Annotated in this window: 17 protein-coding genes and 2 pseudogenes; 13 read left to right on the top strand and 6 right to left on the bottom strand. The window is 37.5% G+C overall.

Annotated features, from left to right (window positions below; translation table 11 throughout):
* Positions 1 to 107 precede the first annotated feature (107 nt).
* Positions 108 to 1,304: an NADP-dependent malic enzyme gene (gene ystJ, locus COD92_RS28460; RefSeq protein ID WP_098527044.1), complete on the top strand. Its 1,197-nt coding sequence runs from the start codon at positions 108 to 110 to the stop codon at positions 1,302 to 1,304.
* A 114-nt stretch (positions 1,305 to 1,418) separates the two neighbouring features.
* On the opposite strand, the gene COD92_RS28455 is transcribed toward ystJ, so the two are convergent.
* Positions 1,419 to 2,636 carry a glycerophosphodiester phosphodiesterase family protein gene (locus COD92_RS28455; protein WP_098996747.1) on the bottom strand — a complete coding sequence of 406 codons (1,218 nt, stop codon included), beginning with the start codon at positions 2,634 to 2,636 and terminating at the stop codon, positions 1,419 to 1,421.
* A gap of 297 nt (positions 2,637 to 2,933) precedes the next feature.
* Between COD92_RS28455 and COD92_RS28450 the strand changes: the two genes are divergently transcribed.
* The 7 genes and pseudogenes from COD92_RS28450 to COD92_RS28420 all read left to right on the top strand — a co-directional run.
* Positions 2,934 to 4,406, top strand: coding sequence for an ABC transporter substrate-binding protein (locus COD92_RS28450; RefSeq protein WP_176541008.1), 1,473 nt, complete (start codon positions 2,934 to 2,936; stop codon positions 4,404 to 4,406).
* Positions 4,407 to 4,473: 67 nt separating this feature from the next.
* Complete coding sequence (locus COD92_RS28445; RefSeq protein ID WP_176541009.1) at positions 4,474 to 5,427, top strand: carbohydrate ABC transporter permease; 954 nt, start codon at positions 4,474 to 4,476, stop codon at positions 5,425 to 5,427.
* Positions 5,424 to 6,338: a carbohydrate ABC transporter permease gene (locus COD92_RS28440; protein ID WP_098527048.1), complete on the top strand. Its 915-nt coding sequence runs from the start codon at positions 5,424 to 5,426 to the stop codon at positions 6,336 to 6,338. The genes COD92_RS28445 and COD92_RS28440 overlap by 4 nt, the downstream gene beginning before the upstream one ends.
* Positions 6,339 to 6,416: 78 nt before the next feature.
* Positions 6,417 to 8,477 (top strand): beta-galactosidase, encoded by a 2,061-nt coding sequence (locus tag COD92_RS28435; RefSeq protein WP_098996746.1) that lies wholly within the window; start codon positions 6,417 to 6,419, stop codon positions 8,475 to 8,477.
* A gap of 141 nt (positions 8,478 to 8,618) precedes the next feature.
* Entirely contained in the window at positions 8,619 to 9,065 is a 447-nt protein-coding gene (locus tag COD92_RS28430) for a YaiI/YqxD family protein (RefSeq protein ID WP_098527050.1), read from the top strand.
* A gap of 26 nt (positions 9,066 to 9,091) precedes the next feature.
* The gene (locus COD92_RS28425) at positions 9,092 to 9,502 is read left to right on the top strand and encodes a Ger(x)C family spore germination protein (RefSeq protein ID WP_141561154.1); all 411 of its coding nucleotides are present in this window, start codon (positions 9,092 to 9,094) and stop codon (positions 9,500 to 9,502) included.
* 89 nt (positions 9,503 to 9,591) lie between these two features.
* A pseudogene (locus COD92_RS28420) lies at positions 9,592 to 9,816 on the top strand (Ger(x)C family spore germination C-terminal domain-containing protein); the annotation flags it as partial.
* 181 nt (positions 9,817 to 9,997) lie between these two features.
* Here the strand turns inward: COD92_RS28420 and rpiA are convergent.
* Together rpiA and hxlR are read right to left on the bottom strand one after the other, a co-directional pair.
* Positions 9,998 to 10,628, bottom strand: a pseudogene (gene rpiA, locus COD92_RS28415) (ribose-5-phosphate isomerase RpiA).
* Between the two features lie 179 nt (positions 10,629 to 10,807).
* On the bottom strand, positions 10,808 to 11,173 hold the full coding sequence (gene hxlR / locus COD92_RS28410) for a transcriptional activator HxlR (protein ID WP_098527053.1): 366 nt from the start codon (positions 11,171 to 11,173) through the stop codon (positions 10,808 to 10,810).
* 250 nt (positions 11,174 to 11,423) lie between these two features.
* Here hxlR and hxlA point away from each other — a divergent pair, with 250 nt between their 5' ends.
* From hxlA to COD92_RS28395, 3 genes are all read left to right on the top strand, one after another.
* Positions 11,424 to 12,050 carry a 3-hexulose-6-phosphate synthase gene (gene hxlA / locus COD92_RS28405; RefSeq protein WP_098527054.1) on the top strand — a complete coding sequence of 209 codons (627 nt, stop codon included), beginning with the start codon at positions 11,424 to 11,426 and terminating at the stop codon, positions 12,048 to 12,050.
* Positions 12,051 to 12,064: 14 nt separating this feature from the next.
* Positions 12,065 to 12,622 carry a 6-phospho-3-hexuloisomerase gene (hxlB, locus tag COD92_RS28400; RefSeq protein ID WP_098527055.1) on the top strand — a complete coding sequence of 186 codons (558 nt, stop codon included), beginning with the start codon at positions 12,065 to 12,067 and terminating at the stop codon, positions 12,620 to 12,622.
* A 122-nt stretch (positions 12,623 to 12,744) separates the two neighbouring features.
* A complete protein-coding gene (locus COD92_RS28395; RefSeq protein ID WP_098527056.1) occupies positions 12,745 to 13,461 on the top strand; it encodes a 3-ketoacyl-ACP reductase in 717 nt (238 codons plus the stop codon).
* A gap of 57 nt (positions 13,462 to 13,518) precedes the next feature.
* Here COD92_RS28395 and COD92_RS28390 read toward each other — a convergent pair whose 3' ends face one another.
* Both COD92_RS28390 and COD92_RS28385 read right to left on the bottom strand, forming a co-directional pair.
* On the bottom strand, positions 13,519 to 13,782 hold the full coding sequence (locus COD92_RS28390; protein WP_098527057.1) for a hypothetical protein: 264 nt from the start codon (positions 13,780 to 13,782) through the stop codon (positions 13,519 to 13,521).
* 405 nt (positions 13,783 to 14,187) lie between these two features.
* A complete protein-coding gene (locus tag COD92_RS28385; RefSeq protein ID WP_098996745.1) occupies positions 14,188 to 15,024 on the bottom strand; it encodes an NAD(P)-dependent oxidoreductase in 837 nt (278 codons plus the stop codon).
* 360 nt (positions 15,025 to 15,384) lie between these two features.
* Between COD92_RS28385 and COD92_RS28380 the strand changes: the two genes are divergently transcribed.
* Together COD92_RS28380 and COD92_RS28375 are read left to right on the top strand one after the other, a co-directional pair.
* Positions 15,385 to 15,789 carry a carboxymuconolactone decarboxylase family protein gene (locus COD92_RS28380; RefSeq protein ID WP_098996744.1) on the top strand — a complete coding sequence of 135 codons (405 nt, stop codon included), beginning with the start codon at positions 15,385 to 15,387 and terminating at the stop codon, positions 15,787 to 15,789.
* A gap of 147 nt (positions 15,790 to 15,936) precedes the next feature.
* On the top strand, positions 15,937 to 17,154 hold the full coding sequence (locus COD92_RS28375) for an MFS transporter (protein WP_255295303.1): 1,218 nt from the start codon (positions 15,937 to 15,939) through the stop codon (positions 17,152 to 17,154).
* 198 nt (positions 17,155 to 17,352) lie between these two features.
* On the opposite strand, the gene COD92_RS28370 is transcribed toward COD92_RS28375, so the two are convergent.
* Positions 17,353 to 18,243 (bottom strand): LysR family transcriptional regulator, encoded by an 891-nt coding sequence (locus COD92_RS28370; protein ID WP_098996743.1) that lies wholly within the window; start codon positions 18,241 to 18,243, stop codon positions 17,353 to 17,355.
* Positions 18,244 to 18,628: the final 385 nt, after the last annotated feature.

Genomic DNA, 18,628 nt, shown 5'->3' with positions numbered 1-18,628 from the left:
GGCGACTAGTCTTTGACCCTTCTTTCACCGGCCAGTCGACAAGTCGCCCTATATCGGGGCTGACCAAGGCGCTTGCGCTTTTCTTATAACAGAGGGAGATTTGGAATATGTCAGTTTTACGAGATGAAGCATTACAGATGCATAGAGAACATCAAGGAAAGCTTGCGGTAACTTCTAAGGTTCCACTGCAAAATGCAAAAGATTTAAGTTTAGCTTACTCTCCTGGTGTTGCAGAACCTTGTCTGGATATTTATGAGGATGAGAGTAAGGTATATGATTACACAATGAAGGGGAATCTCGTTGCGGTTGTATCCAACGGAACAGCTGTACTTGGTCTTGGAAATATCGGCCCTAAGGCTGCTATGCCGGTAATGGAAGGGAAGGCCGTGTTATTCAAATCATTTGCGAATGTAGATGCGTTCCCTATTTGTTTAGATACTACTGATACAAAAGAAATTGTGGAAGCGGTCAAATTATTGGAGCCTACCTTTGGAGGAATAAACTTAGAAGATATTGCTGCACCTCAATGCTTTGAAATCGAAGCTCAACTGCAGAAAGTTTGTGATATCCCTGTTTTCCATGATGACCAGCATGGTACGGCCATAGTAACAGCTGCTGGATTAATCAATGCTCTTAAACTAGCAAACAAGAAGCTAGAAGATATTCTTGTCGTGGTAAACGGTTCTGGTGCAGCAGGAGTGGCGATTGTAAAGCTTTTGCTTGGTATGGGAGTAAAAGATGTAATTCTATGTGATACACAAGGAGTCATCTATAAGGGGCGGCCTTTTGGAATGAATGAATTCAAAAAGGAAATGGCAGAGGTTACAAACAAAGAACAAAAACAAGGAATGTTGGCCGATGCTCTTGTTGGCGCTGACGTGTTTGTGGGAGTTTCAGCAGCAGGTGCCTTAACAGAAGAAATGGTTCGTACTATGAAGCGTGATCCGATTATTTTTGCCATGGCCAACCCAGTACCTGAGATTATGCCTGAAGAAGCAAAACAAGCAGGAGCATTGGTAGTAGGTACAGGACGGTCGGACTATCCAAATCAGATCAATAATGTTTTAGCGTTTCCAGGGATTTTCCGCGGAGCATTAGATGTTCGAGCAAAAGAAATCAATGAGGAAATGAAGATTGCGGCTGTCCATGCGATTGCCGGTTTAATTTTAGAGGAAGAACTGAATGCTGATTATGTCATCCCAAATCCTTTTGACCAGAGAGTAGCAGCACATGTAGCAGACGCCGTTGCTTTCACGGCAATGAAAACAGGCGTTTCAAGAAAAAGAATGAGCGTATTGATTTAGTAAATAAATAGTTTTGATGGCTTTTTATATTAATATATTCATGAAATTTAAGCCCAACTCTTCAAAATCTCGGACGGTTCTCCTGCTCTAAAAGCAATAGAACCGTCCCTTTGTTTAGTTACGGTTTTTTTCGGGGGCTGTTTGAAATGAACCGGTAACCGTATATTTGCTGGAGATCGCATGGACTCGGTAATAGTATTTTGTATCAGGTTTTAATCCGAAAAATTCTACACTTACGATAAAGTCATGCTCATTATCCGCTTGACCCATTTTGACAATGGTTTGTTTTTTTAATTGGCTATGAGTTGAAATTTCAAATTGAACTCGTGCGTCTCCATTGGTTCGGGCCCATAAAATAGCTGATGTGTTCGTTACCTCACCGTTGGAAACTCCGTGTGAAATAAACGGCTTCTCCAGTAAATCCACAAGCTGGTCAGTATTATTGGTGAATTGACCATCCACTCCAAGTGCAAGCAGGGCTGCCATATCCCTCTGAGAATTGACGGTCCAAGGATGGACCAGAAGATAATTCTGATGAGCGGCCTTTATTAACCTCCGGCCAACAAGCTCCTTAGTAGGACCTATTCCAACTGCATATTCCGAGATTCGCTTGAATTCTTGGTACACATTTTTGCCGGCCAGCATACCTCTTTTATAAAGTTGAATCAGTTTTATATGTGGGGCAAAGTTTTTCAATGTACGAAGGCTCTGTTCACTGAAGGATTCAAGGAAAAGCTTCCGGTCATTGAGGACATTGGCTTTGTTTAAGATTTCAATTACTTTCTCTTCCATTCCTGGATAAGCACTTGGTGCTTTCGTTTCGATATAAAGACCGACCTTTCCGTTTCCATACTTTTTCACACAATCAATTACTTCCACAAGGGTTGGAACATGTTGTCTGATGTATTCCGTTTTTGCTTGTTCCGGATAAGTCCTATTAAACCAGGAGCCAGCATCTAGACGACTGATCTCTTCAAGTGTAAAATCCTTTACTCGCCATGGTGCGCGATTAGGAAAAAGTTCCTTGGCATTGGTTGTTCTCGACAGTGTCTCATCATGCATGGCAATCAACTGGCCGTCCTTGGTCATTTGCAAATCAATCTCTACATAGTCCGCCTTCAGCATTATCGCCTGCTTATAGGCTGCCAGTGTATTTTCCGGTCCGTAGGCAGACGCCCCGCGATGAGCAATAACCATTACATCCGTAGTTATTGGACGTAAGGTCATTTGTCTATATTTAATTTCTGTGTTTTGAAGTGACTGTGCCAAACCGGAATAGGGAGCTGCTGTAATAGACAGACAAACAAGAAGGGCAAGCAAGCTTTTCTTCATTACTAATTCAACTCCTACCAAAACAGTGCCTGTTTTTATAATAAGACAATAAAAATAGAATTATTTTCCATGAAAAAATACCTATAAGAGCTAAGTATCAGGAATAGTATCTTACCCTATAAAAGCATGTATTATTAGGACAAGGGTCGTGTATCAGCTAGAAAGTTTCAATGGAAAGTAAGGAAAACAGCGCGTTTCTATAGGTATAAACTATTATTGACAGCGTTTACATACAAAATTATATTTAAATTATTAAAAATTTTCAGTATTTTAACACTAAAAGTGAGGTGGATGGTCATGAAAAAAAGAAGAGTTATAGTAACATTGCTTGTTCTTTGTAGTTTCTTTCTCACAACCACAACAACCAGTTTTGCGAAAGGCGTACAACAACCAACTTACCCAAAGTACACGAAAAACGCAACCATCACTTGGTGGACGTGGACAGCAAATCCCGACAAAGTTATTGCAGCATTTAACAAAGAGTATCCGAACATTAAAGTGGATCACCCGCTAATCGGAAGTGGAAACGCGGAGTACAACAAATTAACCACTGCTATTAAAGCAGGAGCTGGGGCCCCGGATGTTGTACAGATTGAGTACCAGTACATCCCTAAGTTTGTGGATACAGGTGGAATTTTGGACATTTCAAAATATGTAAAACAATACGAATCCTACTTTCAACCTTGGACATGGAACCAGGTAAAACAAGGCAGCAAAATTTACGCCATTCCAGAAGATATCGGGCCATTGGCTTTACTTTATCGGCCAGACATATTTGAAAAATATAATTTAGCAGTTCCTAAAACTTGGGATGAATTTGCAACAGAAGCCGAAAAGTTACACAAGCAGAACCCGGATATGTATATGTCTTACTTCCCAGTAAACGACGGTGGATTTATTACGGGATTATTGTGGCAGGCCGGCGCCAGACCATTCACGAAAACATCTAAGGGCTGGGAGATTAATTTAAATAGTCCTGAAGCAAAGAAAGTGATAAATTTTTGGGGGGATTTAATCAAAAAAGGGGTTGTCCATGCAACAAATGATTGGAATCCACAATGGCAAAGCAACATCGGTAAGGGATTGTATGCTTCAGTATCGGGTGCCGCTTGGTCGCCAACCTACATGATCCAACCGTATGTGAAGAAGGGAACCGATAACTGGAATGCAGCTGATATTCCTCAATGGGAGGCAAATGGGGAATTTGTTGACGGTAACTGGGGCGGGTCAACCAATGCCGTAACCACACAATCGAAATATCCTGAAGCGGCAGCGCTTTTTGCGTCTTGGATTAATACGAGTGCTGCAGCTGAAAAGCTCGATGTTACTGACACGACTAAGGGCGGCCGGGGCCAGGTGCCAGGGAATAAATATGGTATCCAGCAATCTGAGATGAATGCGCCTAATCCAGCTCTTAAAAATCAAATTTCTGGTCCAATCTATGCGAAAGCAGCCGCATCTGTTGATACCTCCTACCAATGGAGCCCATGGACGGATTACGTGTACAACCAAATGACAATCGAATTTACTAAAGCAGCTGGTGGAGAACAAACATGGGATCAAGCGCTTGATAATTTGCAAAATGAAGTGACTGTTTTTGCAAAATCAGCGGGGTATAAAGTCGTTTCGAAGGGTGCAGAAAGCTCAACTAAACAACCTCTAGCCGCTCTTAATACGCCTGCCTTACCGGTTGTCATTATCTTAGTCGTTATTGCCCTTATTATTTGGTTCTTAAAGAGAAGACAATCATCCTTAGAAATAGAACTTTAAGAAAGTAATCATAACAGGTAATGGTAAGAGGAATCTATTAAAAAATGCAGAAACGCGAGGGATGGTAATGTTAAAGATTCGACGTGTTCCCTATATATTTCTTACACCTTTTCTGATCTTATTTGCTCTATTCTTTGTTTTTCCTTTTGTTTATTCGCTCATATTGAGCTTGTTCGTTAATATCCAAGGGGAGTATAAGTTTGTTGGACTGACAAACTATCTTACGGCGTGGGAGGACAAAAGCTTTTGGTATGCCGTTTACCGTGTTGCCTACTATGGGGTGGTTCAAGTTACGATTATGCTAGTTTTGGCTTTAGTTTTGGCTCTCTTTTTAGATAGTCGCTATGTTAAAAACAAAGCTTTATTTCGAGTTATTTATTTCTTGCCATATGCCGTACCAGGTGTCATAGCCGCGATTATGTGGGGGTTTCTGTATTCACCAGACCTGAATCCTATTTTAAGTATTTTTGGTATCTTTACAGGCGGAAAGCCGCTTAATTTATTGGATTCAGGAACTGTTTTGTATGGGATTATGAACATGGCTACATGGGCATGGACTGGATATAATATGACCATCTATTTTGCAAGTCTCACTTCTATCCCGATCGAACTGTACGATGCTGCAAAGATTGATGGCTGTAATGAGTTCCAAACAGCATGGCATATAAAACTTCCGCTCCTGAAGCAGGTTATCGTCATGACCACCGTTTTATCGATAATTGGTTCACTCCAATTATTTAATGAACCATATGTGCTTTCTTCTCTGACAAGTATTCCGGCTACTTTTACACCAAATATGGATATCTATAATATGGCGTTTGCCTATGGGAATTTCACCTACTCTGCAACCCTATCCATTACCTTGGTTCTGATTACTTTTATTGCCTCCTTATTGTTTATGTATGCCACTTCTGAACGAACAACAGCTAAGAAGAAGAAAGTTAGAAATAAAATCATTAGTCATACAACGGTGAGTTCATCGACACTATCCTATACAGGAGAAGGAGAGAAGACTATATGAGCCTAAAAGCGAATTCATTTACAACAACTAATCTTCAACGGGAGAATCATAGCAAATCGAAAAAAGAAAGAATATCCACTTCACTCTCTATGATTCTGATGATTGTAATGGCTGCTTACTTTTTATTTCCTCTTTATTGGTTGCTAGTCGCGATGACCAAAAGTACGAATCAATTATTTACTACATCGATGCTCGCCTTCCCTGAGCATTTAAGCCTTATGGCTAATCTAAAATGGTTAAATTCTTATCAAGATGGGATGTTTTGGCGCTGGGTTTTAAACTCAGTTATCTATGCTGTAGGCGCGGGCCTATTGGGAACTTTAGTAAGTTCGATGGCAGGTTACTCTCTAGCGAAATATGTGTTTAAAGGGAAAAATTTCTTAACTGTTGCGGTATTAGGTTCATTAATGATTCCAGGAGCTGCACTTGCTATACCTGTCTTTTTGATGATTAAATCCCTAGGTCTAATCAATACTTACGCTGGCGTCCTATTACCAATGATTGTAAATCCATTCGGTGTCTATTTCATGATGGTCTTTATCAAGGAATCCATGCCGAATGAATTGATTGACTCTGGGAGAGTCGATGGGGCAAGTGACTACGGGATCTTTTTTCGAATTGCCCTTCCAATTATCCGTCCAGGTCTAGTGACACTCTTTTTAATCACTTTCATAGGGTCTTGGAATAACTTTTTCTTACCATTAGTTCTATTAAATAAAACAAGCCTTTACCCTTTAACGGTAGGTTTACAAATCTGGACGGCTAACTTAAATGCGGCAGGGACAGGGCAACCATTATATCCGTTAATTTTAATTGGCTCCTTCCTCTCCATTCTGCCAATGTTGATCATGTTTCCAATCCTTCGCAAACATATTGTTTCAGGGATCGCTATGGGAGGGGTTAAATCCTAATATTAATAAGTGCGCTTTTAGGTTCATTTGAAAGGTTAAAACTTTATATTGTAAATATGAATTGAGAGGTTAGAACCAATGGATAAATCACTTAAATCAAATACATTTGCTCTTGGAGCCTGCTATTATCCTGAACATTGGCCAGAAAGCTTATGGGAAAAGGATTTTCAGAGAATGAAAGAAATGGGGTTCTCGGTAGTTAGGTTGGCCGAATTTGCCTGGTCCATTTTTGAACCAAAAGAAGGAGAATTTTCATTTGATTTCTTCGATAGAGTGATAGATTTAGCGCACAGTTTTGGCATAAAGGTGATTCTTGGGACACCTACCGCCACACCCCCAGCATGGCTAACAAGTAAGTACCCTGAAGTGTTGAATGTCTCTCAGGATGGAGTTCAATATCAACACGGTCAGCGCCGTCATTACAATTATAACGCACCTATTTATCTAGAACTCTGTGCCAGAATTGCAACGAAAATGGCTGAACATTATAAAGACCATCCAGCTGTAATAGGATGGCAAATTGATAATGAACTAAATTGCGAAATGAATGTGTTTTATTCTGAGGCAGACCATCAGGCATTTCGAAGCTGGGTAAAAAATAAATACGGATCGTTGACTGAGTTAAATCAACGCTGGGGAACGGTTTTTTGGAATCAAAGTTATACAGAGTGGAGTCAAGTTCACTTGACGCAGCCAACGGTGAGTGATTCTCCTAATCCTCACCAAGCACTGGATGAGAAACGATTTTTCTCAGATAGTGCGATCGCGTTTGCTAAAAATCAGGTGGATATTATTCGAAAGCTTGCACCAAATCAGTGGATTACGACCAATGGACTTTTTGGTCATTTGGATAGTCATAAGCTGGCTGATGACTGTCTTGATTTTATTTCTTATGACTCTTATCCACAGTTTAGCTCAATCTATCCAGACAAAGGACCCAATCCATTGTTAGACCGAAAATGGAGTTGGAATTTAAGTGTAGCACGAAGCATCTCTTCCAATTTTTGTATTATGGAACAGCAATCAGGTCCTGGCGGCTGGGTGAATCGGATGGATATGCCGGCTCCAAAACCAGGTCAGCTCAGGTTGTGGACCTATCAATCTATCGCACACGGGGTTGATATGCTGCTTTATTTTAGATGGCGTACGGCAGCTTTCGGGACCGAAATCTATTGGCATGGGATTCATAATTACGACAATCGTATAAATCGCCGTGTTTTAGAAGCTGAACAAGTGGGGAAAGAATTGAAAATGATCGGGAATGAGATCGTTGGCTCCAAATATCAAGCGGATGTAGCGATTGTTAAAGATTATGACAATGAATGGGATGGGGAGTTAGATCGGTGGTATGGTCCTTTCAATTCTCAGAGTGAGATGGCATGGTTTAAAGTCCTTCAACGTCGACATATTCCTGTTGATGCGTTATTCCTAACTAAAAGCTCCACTATAGAGGACCTTTTAAAATATAAGCTCCTTGTTTACCCTCATCCAGCTGTTATGCCGGAAGAGAAGGCGAACTTACTAAAAGATTATGTTAATAGAGGCGGCCAGAGTGTATTTGGCTGCAGGACAGGTTATAAGGATAATTCTGGTCATTGTTATTTAACACCAATGCCAGGGCCCGTTGCCGAGCTTTGTGGAGTGACAGTCGATGACTTTACGATGATTGGTCCTAACGAGGAACCACCGAAAATCTCTATTCAAGGTGTAGAGGAACATCAGGAAATTATAGCAGAATCTTTCAACGATATATTACATGTTGAATCAGATCAGGCCGAGGTGCTGGGGACTTATAAGAATGCATATTATGATGGACAGCCTGCACTTGTAAAAAATACTCTTGGGAATGGTGATGTCTACTATTACGGAGCTGTTTTTAACCAGGAGATCGTAAATCTTTTGGTAGATAGAACGCAGTTGAATTCACCTGTTTCAGATTTACTGAAGCTTCCAGAAGACGTTGAACTCTCTATACGTAAGCATATTGATACTGAAAAGGCCCTAATTTATTTGCTAAACTACAACAAAGACCCAAAAGAAATCAATTTGAGCAAACCTATAAAAGAAAAATTAACAGGGCAAACTCTTAACGGAAAAATAGCTATTGAAGGCTATGGGGTTATGATACTTGAAGGGTAAGCAAGGGGACGGTCCTCTTGCTTTTTTTTTGTGGAAACAAAAGTTGAATTATTGAGGTTTCCAAGCTTACACCATTTGACAAAAGCTCAATTAATCAATAGTATCACTATTAATTCGAACTTCATTACAGGAGAGATTCAGATGAAAGTTTATGTAGATGCAGATGCCTGTCCGGTAAAGGATATTATTATTGCTGAAGGAAGGAATGCAAACATCCCTGTGATCCTAGTAACAAGCTTTTCCCATTTTTCCAATGTGGAACAGCCATCAGGGGTAGAAACTATTTATGTGGATTCTGGTGCGGATGCTGCTGATTACCGAATTATGAAATTAGCAGAAACGGGAGATATTATTGTGACGCAAGATTATGGTCTTGCATCGCTAGGATTAGCAAAAAGATGTATAGTCCTTCATCATAAAGGGTTCAGCTATACAAATGAAAACATTGACCAATTATTACAAACACGGTATTTAAGTGCAATGGCTCGAAAAAGCGGCAAGCGAACAAAGGGGCCCAAGCCTTTAACTGAAGAAGATCGGGAGCAATTTAGGAGGCTTTTTAAACAAGTTATCCCGCATTATGAATGAAACATGGAAACATGGGGACGGTTCTCATGCTTAAAAATAAGCATGAGAACCGTCCCTATGTTATGTGGAGCAGTAGAAAAGCCGGAGATTACATCAATCGCTTACCTATTGCTAGTTTACTTTATCGTATGCTTCGGCACTATGAGAAAAAAAAACAGGGAGAAATGTCTATCGTCAATCTCCATCAATTTAAAAATAATTTATATTCACCTTTTTCGGATCCCATTTTGCCTGTTTTTAAGGCTAAGCCAACCGATTTCATATATGATGGAACTGCTATTTTTAAGGATGACTATTTTAAAGTCATTGCCCATGGGATAGATGATGAAATCTTTCAGCTCATCGACAACGATCATTACCTTAAATATCTTTCAATACCAAAATACTCTGTAGTTTTTGGTCATGTTCGTTCACATGTACATAAAAAATTGGATTAAAACAATTCTAAACTATCCATTAAAATTGATGTAAATGGCCGCATCGAAGAGTACAGCGGTGATAAAAATATACAAGATCAAATTGTTTTAGAAGATTCAATAAAAAGATCGAAACATTTTTAGAAAAAAAGACATTGGAGCTTATTAATAACCTGCAGCAATTAGAAGTGGATCCCTTTAAAATCGGTACTCTTACACTTGGCCCTTTTACCAAACCAATGAGTGAAAAAGAGTGGTTAAAACATTGGAAGACATTAGTGGTAAATGTTGATTATAATATCAAAATCCAACCCTTAACAAGTGTTCATGAATGAAAAGAAAAATGTTAATATTATAAGACAAAATATTAAAAGTGCATTAAAAAAGCTTATCGACGAGTCTATTTCTTAGACTTAATCGACAAGCTTTTTTTGAACTTTTATGTTACCAGAGTATAAATATTTATACCTTTTACGATATTACCTTGTATAACATGACAATATTCTTATCTCGATCTTATGTGATGACAAGATCAGTCATTCCGACAAATAATCCATTTTCTAAAACTCCCGGAATCATGTTAAGCTTTTGTTCTAATTTTTCAGGTTGAACATTATCTGGAAAATGGCAGTCAAAAATATAGTTACCATTTTCTGTGATAAATGGAGAAATTGGTTAGACGAATTTCTGGAACTAAGCCAATTGCTCTAATATGTCTTTCCGTCATTTCAAAGCCAAACGGTATAACTTCAACTGGAAGTCGAAACGCCCCTAATTTCTCTACCATTTTTGATGTATCTGCTACAACAATAAATGTCTTGGCCGCTTTCGCTATGATTTTCTCTCTTAATAGTGCACCGCCTCCACCTTTAATTAGTTCCAATTTGGAATTGACTTCATCTGCCCCATCAATAGCAATATCTATCCTTTCGATCTCACTGAATCTCGTAAGTGGAATGCCCAATTCTTTTGCCACTTCTTTCGTTTGAACGGAAGTTGGAATACCTTTAATGGAAAGACCCTCCTTAACTAGCTGTCCAAGCTTTTGAATTGTATAGAAAACGGTCGAGCCCGTACCAAGCCCCACAATCATTCCATCTTTTACAAACTCTGCTGCTATTTCACCGACAATTTGTTTTTCATACATATTGACACGTACCTGTGTATTTATTTAACATTACATAATTAGTTTGTGCAGTACTGGGGGTTTCGTTTTTTTACATAATAGTAATTTTCTTCAAAATGAATGATCAAAAAAGAGGCAATGTGAATGATCACCTTGCCTCTTTTTTATATGGTTTGTTATGGTCTATATAATAGAGAGTTTTACTTAATTGACTCCTGTTGTTCTGAATGATTCAACCCGATCGTCTCCATATAATCTTTACCCCATTTATACATTGCATCAAGAATCGGCATCAAAGTTCTTCCTTGTTCAGTGAGGGAATATTCCACTTTTGGCGGAACCACTGGGTAGACTTCTCGTTTAACAATCAAGTCTTCTTCCAGTTCACGCAATTGGTTAACAAGCATTCTTTGAGTGATCCCTGGCATTAGAGCCTTCAATTCACCAAATCGCTTTGTTCCTTCTTTGCCTAGATGCCACAAAATAAGCATTTTCCATTTACCACCGATAACGGAAAGGGTTAATTCCTTTTCACAGTTAAACATCTTATCCTGCATTCGTGACATTCCAGTTCACCTCCAAGGCTATTATAACCCATAGTATACTTTTTAGCACTATGTAAAATAAAAGTGCGTACTTTTAATATAATACCATACATTGTATACTTGCAATTGTTCAGCGACAAGGAGCATCATCAATCCCTACTGCTGGTACAGATAATATCCAATAAGAAAATATTACTGTAAAGGTACTTTTACACTTTCGAGATATTATTACTGTACGACAATCTATAAAAATTATTAGGAGTGAATATAGATGGAATTACAATTAGCTTTAGATTTAGTAAATATTCCAGAAGCAATTGCGTTGGTAAAAGAAGTGGAGGAGCACATTGATATCGTAGAAATCGGTACGCCGGTTGTGATCAATGAAGGTCTCCATGCAGTAAAGGCTATAAAAGAAGCATTCCCTAATTTAAAAGTATTAGCAGATATTAAGATCATGGATGCTGCTGGTTATGAAGTGATGAAAGCTTCTGAAGCAGGTGCAGATATCATCACTATTCTTGGAACTGCTGAAGATATGTCTATTAAAGGTGCTGTAGAAGAAGCGAAAAAACAAGGTAAAAAAATCCTTGTCGATATGATTGCAGTAAAAGACCTTGCTGGACGTGCTAAAGAAGTGGATGCAATGGGCGTAGATTATATTTGTGTGCACACTGGCTACGATCTTCAAGCAATTGGCAAAAACTCTTTTGAGGATCTTCAAACCATCAAAAGTGTTGTAAAAAATGCAAAAACGGCCATCGCAGGCGGTATTAAATTAGAAACACTTCCTGAAGTCGTTAAAGTACAACCAGACCTTGTCATTGTAGGTGGCGGTATTACTGGACAAGCTGATAAAAAAGCTGCTGCTGCTAAAATGCAACAAATGATCAATTAAGGGTAATGAACAGCATGAATACGACTCAATATTTAGCTGAAATTATAAAAGAGTTATATCGATCCGTAAACTTAATTTCGGACGATGAAGCTGAAAAATTAGTAAATGGGATACTTGAATCAAAGAAAGTCTTTGTTGCCGGCGCAGGTAGATCTGGATTTATGGCTAAATCTTTCGCAATGCGAATGATGCACATGGGTATAGATGCCTATATTATAGGCGAAACAGTAACCTCTAACTTTGAAAAAGATGACATATTGATCATCGGATCTGGTTCTGGAGAAACAAAAAGCTTAGTTTCCATGGCTGAAAAAGCAAAAAGTATAGGTGGGACGATAGCAGCTGTAACTATTTTCCCTGAGTCAACTATTGGAAAATTAGCTGATATCACCATTAAATTACCTGGATCACCAAAAGATCAGTCCAAAGGTGATTATACAACCATTCAGCCAATGGGCTCATTATTTGAGCAAACTCTTTTAGTATTCTACGACGCAGTCATTCTGAGGTTCATGGAGAAAAAGGGTTTGGATACCGATAAGATGTATGGTAGACATGCCAATTTAGAATAAAGAAATCTAAATAGGAAAGACCGCAAACTATTCCAATGAAAGATTGCGGTCTTTCTGTTAGTATTCAATTACTTCAATTTGTTATTATTTAAATGCTTTTTATTTTTTATAGGAGTGATAAAATGAGTTCTTTAAATGGAAAAACTGCTCTAATTACTGGAGCAGGAAGAGGTATTGGACGAGCTACTGCTATCGCCTTAGCAAAAGAAGGAGTTAATATCGGAATGATTGGATTGAACATGACCAATCTTGAAAAGGTATCTGCTGAACTAGAACAATATGACGTAATAGTATCAGCTGCAACAGCAGATGTTACTGACCTCGAATCAGTTACTCATGCTCTTGAACATATCAAATCGGACCTAGGACCGATTGATATCTTAATCAACAATGCAGGTACTGCTAAATTTGGCGGTTTTCTTGATTTAACTCCTGAAGAATGGGAGAAAATCATCCAAGTAAACTTAATGGGTGTATATAATGTAACAAGAGTTTTATTACCTGGCATGATTGAAAGAAAATCAGGTGATATCATCAATATCTCTTCATCTGCTGGCCAAAAAGGTGCTCCTGTAACAAGTGCTTATAGTGCTTCTAAATTTGCTGTTATAGGACTAACAGAATCACTCATGCTGGAAGTAAGAAAGCATAATATCCGTGTAACAGCTTTAACACCAAGTACGGTCGTAACAGATTTGGCAATTGATACAAACCTTGTTAGTGGCAATGAAGAAAATGTTATGCACCCAGAAGACCTGGCTGAATTAATCGTAGCCGGATTAAAACTTAATCCAAGAGTATTCGTAAAAACTGCAGGACTATGGTCAACAAATCCATAAAGAAACATAAGCAGATCCATTGGATCTGCTTGCTTTTTGTAAAGACCTTATTTACCTTCAATTATACATGGACATTACTCTCTCTAAATCACAAATTAACTGGTTAATTTCCTTTTGAGATATTCGTATAGGCATTTGATCGTATAGGGTAATAACTTGCCCATCATCTTCATGCTGATGTTCTTTTAAATAATGATAGATATTATTTATTTGGTTATCTTTAAGGACCGATTCTGTGTTGAAATTTTTAACTTTCTGTAAGGAAAATTCATTCATACTTGAATCAAATTCACCTGTAATAATGGTCCCTTGCAAGAACATAATCTCACTCCTCCAAGTCAGTATATGTCAGTTTAACCCTAAAACAAGGTACAAATTGCACGATCTTTATACATTGAAACCACATTGCTTATTTTGATGCCAACATTAGTCCTCTTTGAATCAAAACTGGGTATTCCTCATTCAATTTCTTCGAGTTGATTTAAAAGAATCTCTTGTTTTTCTAGTAAAAGATTATGTTTTATTAATAGCTCTAGGATTTCAATTATTAATAACCAATCCTCATGAAATTCACTTGTTAAAGTATTGATTACATCTAGGAAACATGGAAAACAAATAGTAGTTCCGGAAACACAATTTTCATCTTGTATTTGGGGCTACTTGTCGTTTACTTTTCTTTAAAGTCGATAAGGCGGTCAAGTACTTGGTTACAGCAACCTTATTCAATTATTTTGCTTCTGGTTTCTCTTTTCCCATAGAGTCAAATAATTGTGTAGATGATAAGGCATTGAATGGTAAAGTTACATTGTGTTTAAGCCCTTCGTTATAAGCTGCCTTTAAGTCTTTAAGTAAAACAGCCAAGGCAGTGTCTGCTGTCCATTCAGAAACATCGCTCCAATTTCTAACTACCCAGCTATCACCTGTACTAACTTGTAACAAGTTTAATACCTCTTGTTGAGGTAAGTTATAGTGTTTTCCTAATTTAAGTCCTTCAGCTAGAGCATTCATGTTAATACCTAGAATCATATTATTAACTAATTTTGCTACTTGGCTGTTGCCTGGCTCCCCGCCATAGTAGAAAATATTGGACCCAATCGCATCAAAGTATGGTTGGAAAGATTTCACAATGTCTTCTGAACCGGATGTCATTATCGATAATGTTCCAGCTTGGGCACCTGAAGCACCACCACTTACCGCAGCGCTAATTAATTTCAAATCACTTTCTTCTTCGACTTTTTTGCCTAATTGATTCATGGTATCAGGGTCAAGTGTACTCATGACAATGATTGTTTTATCTTTAGGTTGAGCAGATAATAGACCGTTTTCACCAAAAATAACGTCAACATTTTGGGCATAGTCACGAACCATTGAGATAATCGCTTCGTCAGCTTGTTCCGACACTTCTTTTAAAGTTTCTACCATTGTTATTCCAGAAGCTTTTGCCTTCTCATAACCACTTTTAAAGGCATCATAACCGATTACTTCAAAACCAGCTTTCTTTAAATTAACTGCCATCGGGAAACCCATTGTTCCTAATCCTACAAATCCAATTTTTTTACTCATGATTAATTCCTCCTATAATACCTTGTTGTTTGTAATTTTTATATTTTTGTTCACATTTTGTTCACACTTAGTATACATCGCCTTTTTATATGAGTAAAATGAATAATATGAATAAAACATATGTATATAATTCATAGATTGAAGAATTCATTCATGGAGCGTAAGGGGATCGCTAAATGATTTATCTAGCCCACCTATATGAATGAATGAACTTAAAAAAGGAAAAATTTCAGTTGAATTACCTCTTGAACCATGAAAAAAAGGAATGCACCTTATGAGTTATATGTATTTTACGAATAACTAAAACAGCGTTATAGTTATTTCTGTCAAATACAAATGATGTTTTAGGAGGAAAATAACATGGAAAAAACTCGATACCAACAAGGTTTAGATATTATAAAGGAGTATACTTTAACAGATAATAAGGAAATTGGAACACACATGAATATTGTAGACGAATTTAAAGAACTTGCACCTGATTTAGAGAGTTATATTGTTGAATTTGCTTTTGGAGATATTTATTCACGAGAGGGCTTAACTAATCAGCAGCGTACGATTGCCACAATCGCTTCTCTTGTAAGTCTAGGTACAGAGCCGCAATTGGAATTGCATATCAACACAGGACTTACAATTGGATTAACTCCAAAGGAAATTGTTGGGACTGTTGTGCACTTGATTCCTTATACAGGCTTCCCACGTGTCTTGAATGCTCTAAAGGTGGTAAAAAAGGTTTTTGCTCAAAGAAATGTAAAAATTAACAATTAAGAAAAGCAGCCACATTAATAAAACTGTTCACACGCCTTAAACGCCACCTGCTAACGCAGGTGGATTTATTTTTTTGAGATTGTGAATAAATGCACATAGATTTAGAAAATACAGCAGAATTTAATTAAGAGATCAGGAGGATATTAAGTGAGGAATCCAAGTGAAAAACTATGGACAAAAGATTTTATTATTATGTCCATCATTAACTTCATCATTATGATTATTTTTTATTTATTAATGGTTACAATGGCATCATATGCTGTAAAAGAGTTTCATGCTTCTGTTTCACAAGCTGGTCTTGTAGCCGGTATTTATATTGTCGGAACATTATTAGGTAGAATCGTTACAGGCCGGATTATTAATAAAGTCGGCACGAAAAAAATATTAATGATTGGTTTAATTCTATTCCCTATAACAATGTCATTATATTTGATTCAAGCGGGGATTATCGTATTGATCATGAGCCGCCTGGTAAATGGTTTTGCAGTTGGGATTGCTTCTACCGCTACAAGTACAGTCGTAGCGCAACTTTTACCAGTTTCTCGTAAAGGTGAAGGAATTGGTTACTTCAGTATGAGTTCAACACTTGGAACAGCCATTGGACCGTTCTTCGGTTTGTTGTTGAGCCAACATACTACTTATTTTGTTATTTTCATGTTGTGTATGGTTTTTGCCATTTTAGCGCTAGTCAGCACCTTATTTACAAAAATATCGAAAATCCAAGCACATATCGTTCAAGAAGAAAAAGGCTTTCATATTTCTCAATTTATTGATAGAAAAGCACTTCCTATCGCAATTTTGATGTTATTATTTGCATTAGGCTATGCAAGCCTTATTGCTTTCCTAAATTTCTTTGCAGGAGAACGTCATTTACTTAGTGCATCCAGCTTTTTCTTCTTAGCATACTCTATAGCAGTTCTTCTCACACGTCCATTTACAGGTCGTATTATGGATACAAAAGGTGCTAACTATATCGTATATCCATGTGCCATTTTCTTTGGAGCAGGTTTACTTCTTTTAAGTATCTCGCATAGTGACTTCCTTCTATTACTTTCAGGCGTTATCATTGGTATTGGTTTTGGTAATATTTCTTCTGCCTTTCAAGCTCTTGCAATTAAAGTCACAACTCCAGAAAAAATGGGATTAGCTACCTCCACATACTTTATTGGTTTAGATATAGGTCTTGGCTTCGGCCCTTATTTCTTAGGATATTTAGTACCGGTCCTTGGCTACAGCAATTTGTATGTATGGTTAGGTATTTTAATGTTTGTCCTCATTATTTTTTATCTATTCTTACATGGTCGGAAAGACCATTTAGTATTAAATAAGAATGAAATTCGTTTAAAAGAGATAGCGCCTAATTAATCGCAAAAGTTAATTTGGAATAAAGTTTGATTAAAAATAGATCCCTAGTCGCGATTTACTTTCACATTGAAAGCTCCCGTTTTGAATAATCTTTATTCAAACGAGAGCTTTTTCGATCTATTATTGAATAGATTTTTATAAAAAGTTTACTGACGGATAGAATGCACCACCGAAAAACTAGTAATACATTTATGATTTTCATGATTCAGGAGGTAATTCAGCTGAAATATACTGGATAAATTCACGAACTGCAGGTGAAGCGTACTTCTTTTTTTTGGAAATAAATCCTAAATCCCAAGGGAAGCTTGGATTGACGATGGGAATTGCCTTGATTAAATCTTGATTGACTTTTTTGGCAATGGGTCTTGGGAAAATCGAAATCCCTAAGTTTTCGCCAATCATTCCACTAATAAAATCCCACTCAGAACTTTCATAAGCAATATCCGGACGAAAACCAGCTCGTTCGCATTCTTGAATAATGAGTTCATGAATAGCAAACTCTTTCTTGAATAGAATGAAGGTTTCATTTTGTAACTCTTTCATTTCAACTTTTTCCCTCTGCGCTAATGGATGGGAATGATGGACGAAGAGAGACAGTTCATCATAAACTAAGGGAACAACATCAAACTCCTTTTCATCCACCGGCAGCATAACCACACCAAGGTCTAATATTCCATCTCTGACTTCCTGTTTAACCTTTCTTGAATCATCTTCAAAGAGTTTTATTTTGATATCGGGGTAAAGATTATTGAACCCTTTAATGATTCTTGGGAAAAATAAAAAACCAATTATTGGCGGTATGCCGATTTTTATTTTGCCTTTTTTTAAGTTCATTAAATCATATAGGTGGATAGATAAATCATTTAGTGATTCCATTATCTTTTCCCCCTCCGCTAAAACGATTTCGCCTGCTTCCGTTAACTCAATGTACTTTGCGGAACGGTCAATCAGTTCTACATTTAATTCTTCTTCTAAACTTTTGACTACTTTACTTAGTGTAGACTGTGACAAATGGAGGGATCTCGAAGCATTAGTAAAACTTTTGTATTTGGCTACTTCAATATAGTAAGTGAGGTGACGTATGTCCACGAATGTAATCTCCAATCTATGAAATATATACATATGTTGTATTCATATAATTCATTTTACTCATATAAATAGACGCTGTATACTAAGTGTGACAAAACGATAAATTATAGGAGCGAGTTCAATGTTAAATAAATACTACCGGGCAACTTATAAAATGGTTTTGTAGGCTTAGGTAAACAGGATTACCTATGGCTTTAAATTTACAATTAACTGAAGTAAGAGATGTAATTTTACAATCTTGGAATCGGAGTAAGCAATATAAGGATCTGAATCCGATGATTCAAGGGTCAGTAAAAATATCTCGGATGAAGAACTCAATGAAATAAAGGGAAAAAATGAAGTTTTTCATCTAGCGCAGCCAGTACTTAAACAGGTGGGGCAAGAA

The organism is Bacillus sp. AFS037270 (genome assembly GCF_002585305.1).
This window is presented reverse-complemented; position numbering and strand designations above follow the sequence as displayed.

Bases quoted from the DNA above. Each gene is read 5' to 3' on its own strand.
- COD92_RS28390 (WP_098527057.1), bottom strand. From the start codon at position 13,782: ATGTTCTTGCAAGGGACCATTATTACAGGTGAATTTGATTCAAGTATG.
- hxlA (WP_098527054.1), top strand. From the start codon at position 11,424: ATGGAATTACAATTAGCTTTAGATTTAGTAAATATTCCAGAAGCAATT.
- COD92_RS28395 (WP_098527056.1), top strand. From the start codon at position 12,745: ATGAGTTCTTTAAATGGAAAAACTGCTCTAATTACTGGAGCAGGAAGA.
- hxlB (WP_098527055.1), top strand. From the start codon at position 12,065: ATGAATACGACTCAATATTTAGCTGAAATTATAAAAGAGTTATATCGA.
- COD92_RS28425 (WP_141561154.1), top strand. From the start codon at position 9,092: ATGCTTAAAAATAAGCATGAGAACCGTCCCTATGTTATGTGGAGCAGT.
- COD92_RS28430 (WP_098527050.1), top strand. From the start codon at position 8,619: ATGAAAGTTTATGTAGATGCAGATGCCTGTCCGGTAAAGGATATTATT.
- COD92_RS28435 (WP_098996746.1), top strand. From the start codon at position 6,417: ATGGATAAATCACTTAAATCAAATACATTTGCTCTTGGAGCCTGCTAT.
- ystJ (WP_098527044.1), top strand. From the start codon at position 108: ATGTCAGTTTTACGAGATGAAGCATTACAGATGCATAGAGAACATCAA.
- COD92_RS28380 (WP_098996744.1), top strand. From the start codon at position 15,385: ATGGAAAAAACTCGATACCAACAAGGTTTAGATATTATAAAGGAGTAT.
- COD92_RS28440 (WP_098527048.1), top strand. From the start codon at position 5,424: ATGAGCCTAAAAGCGAATTCATTTACAACAACTAATCTTCAACGGGAG.
- COD92_RS28385 (WP_098996745.1), bottom strand. From the start codon at position 15,024: ATGAGTAAAAAAATTGGATTTGTAGGATTAGGAACAATGGGTTTCCCG.
- hxlR (WP_098527053.1), bottom strand. From the start codon at position 11,173: ATGTCACGAATGCAGGATAAGATGTTTAACTGTGAAAAGGAATTAACC.
- COD92_RS28455 (WP_098996747.1), bottom strand. From the start codon at position 2,636: ATGAAGAAAAGCTTGCTTGCCCTTCTTGTTTGTCTGTCTATTACAGCA.
- COD92_RS28450 (WP_176541008.1), top strand. From the start codon at position 2,934: ATGAAAAAAAGAAGAGTTATAGTAACATTGCTTGTTCTTTGTAGTTTC.
- COD92_RS28445 (WP_176541009.1), top strand. From the start codon at position 4,474: ATGTTAAAGATTCGACGTGTTCCCTATATATTTCTTACACCTTTTCTG.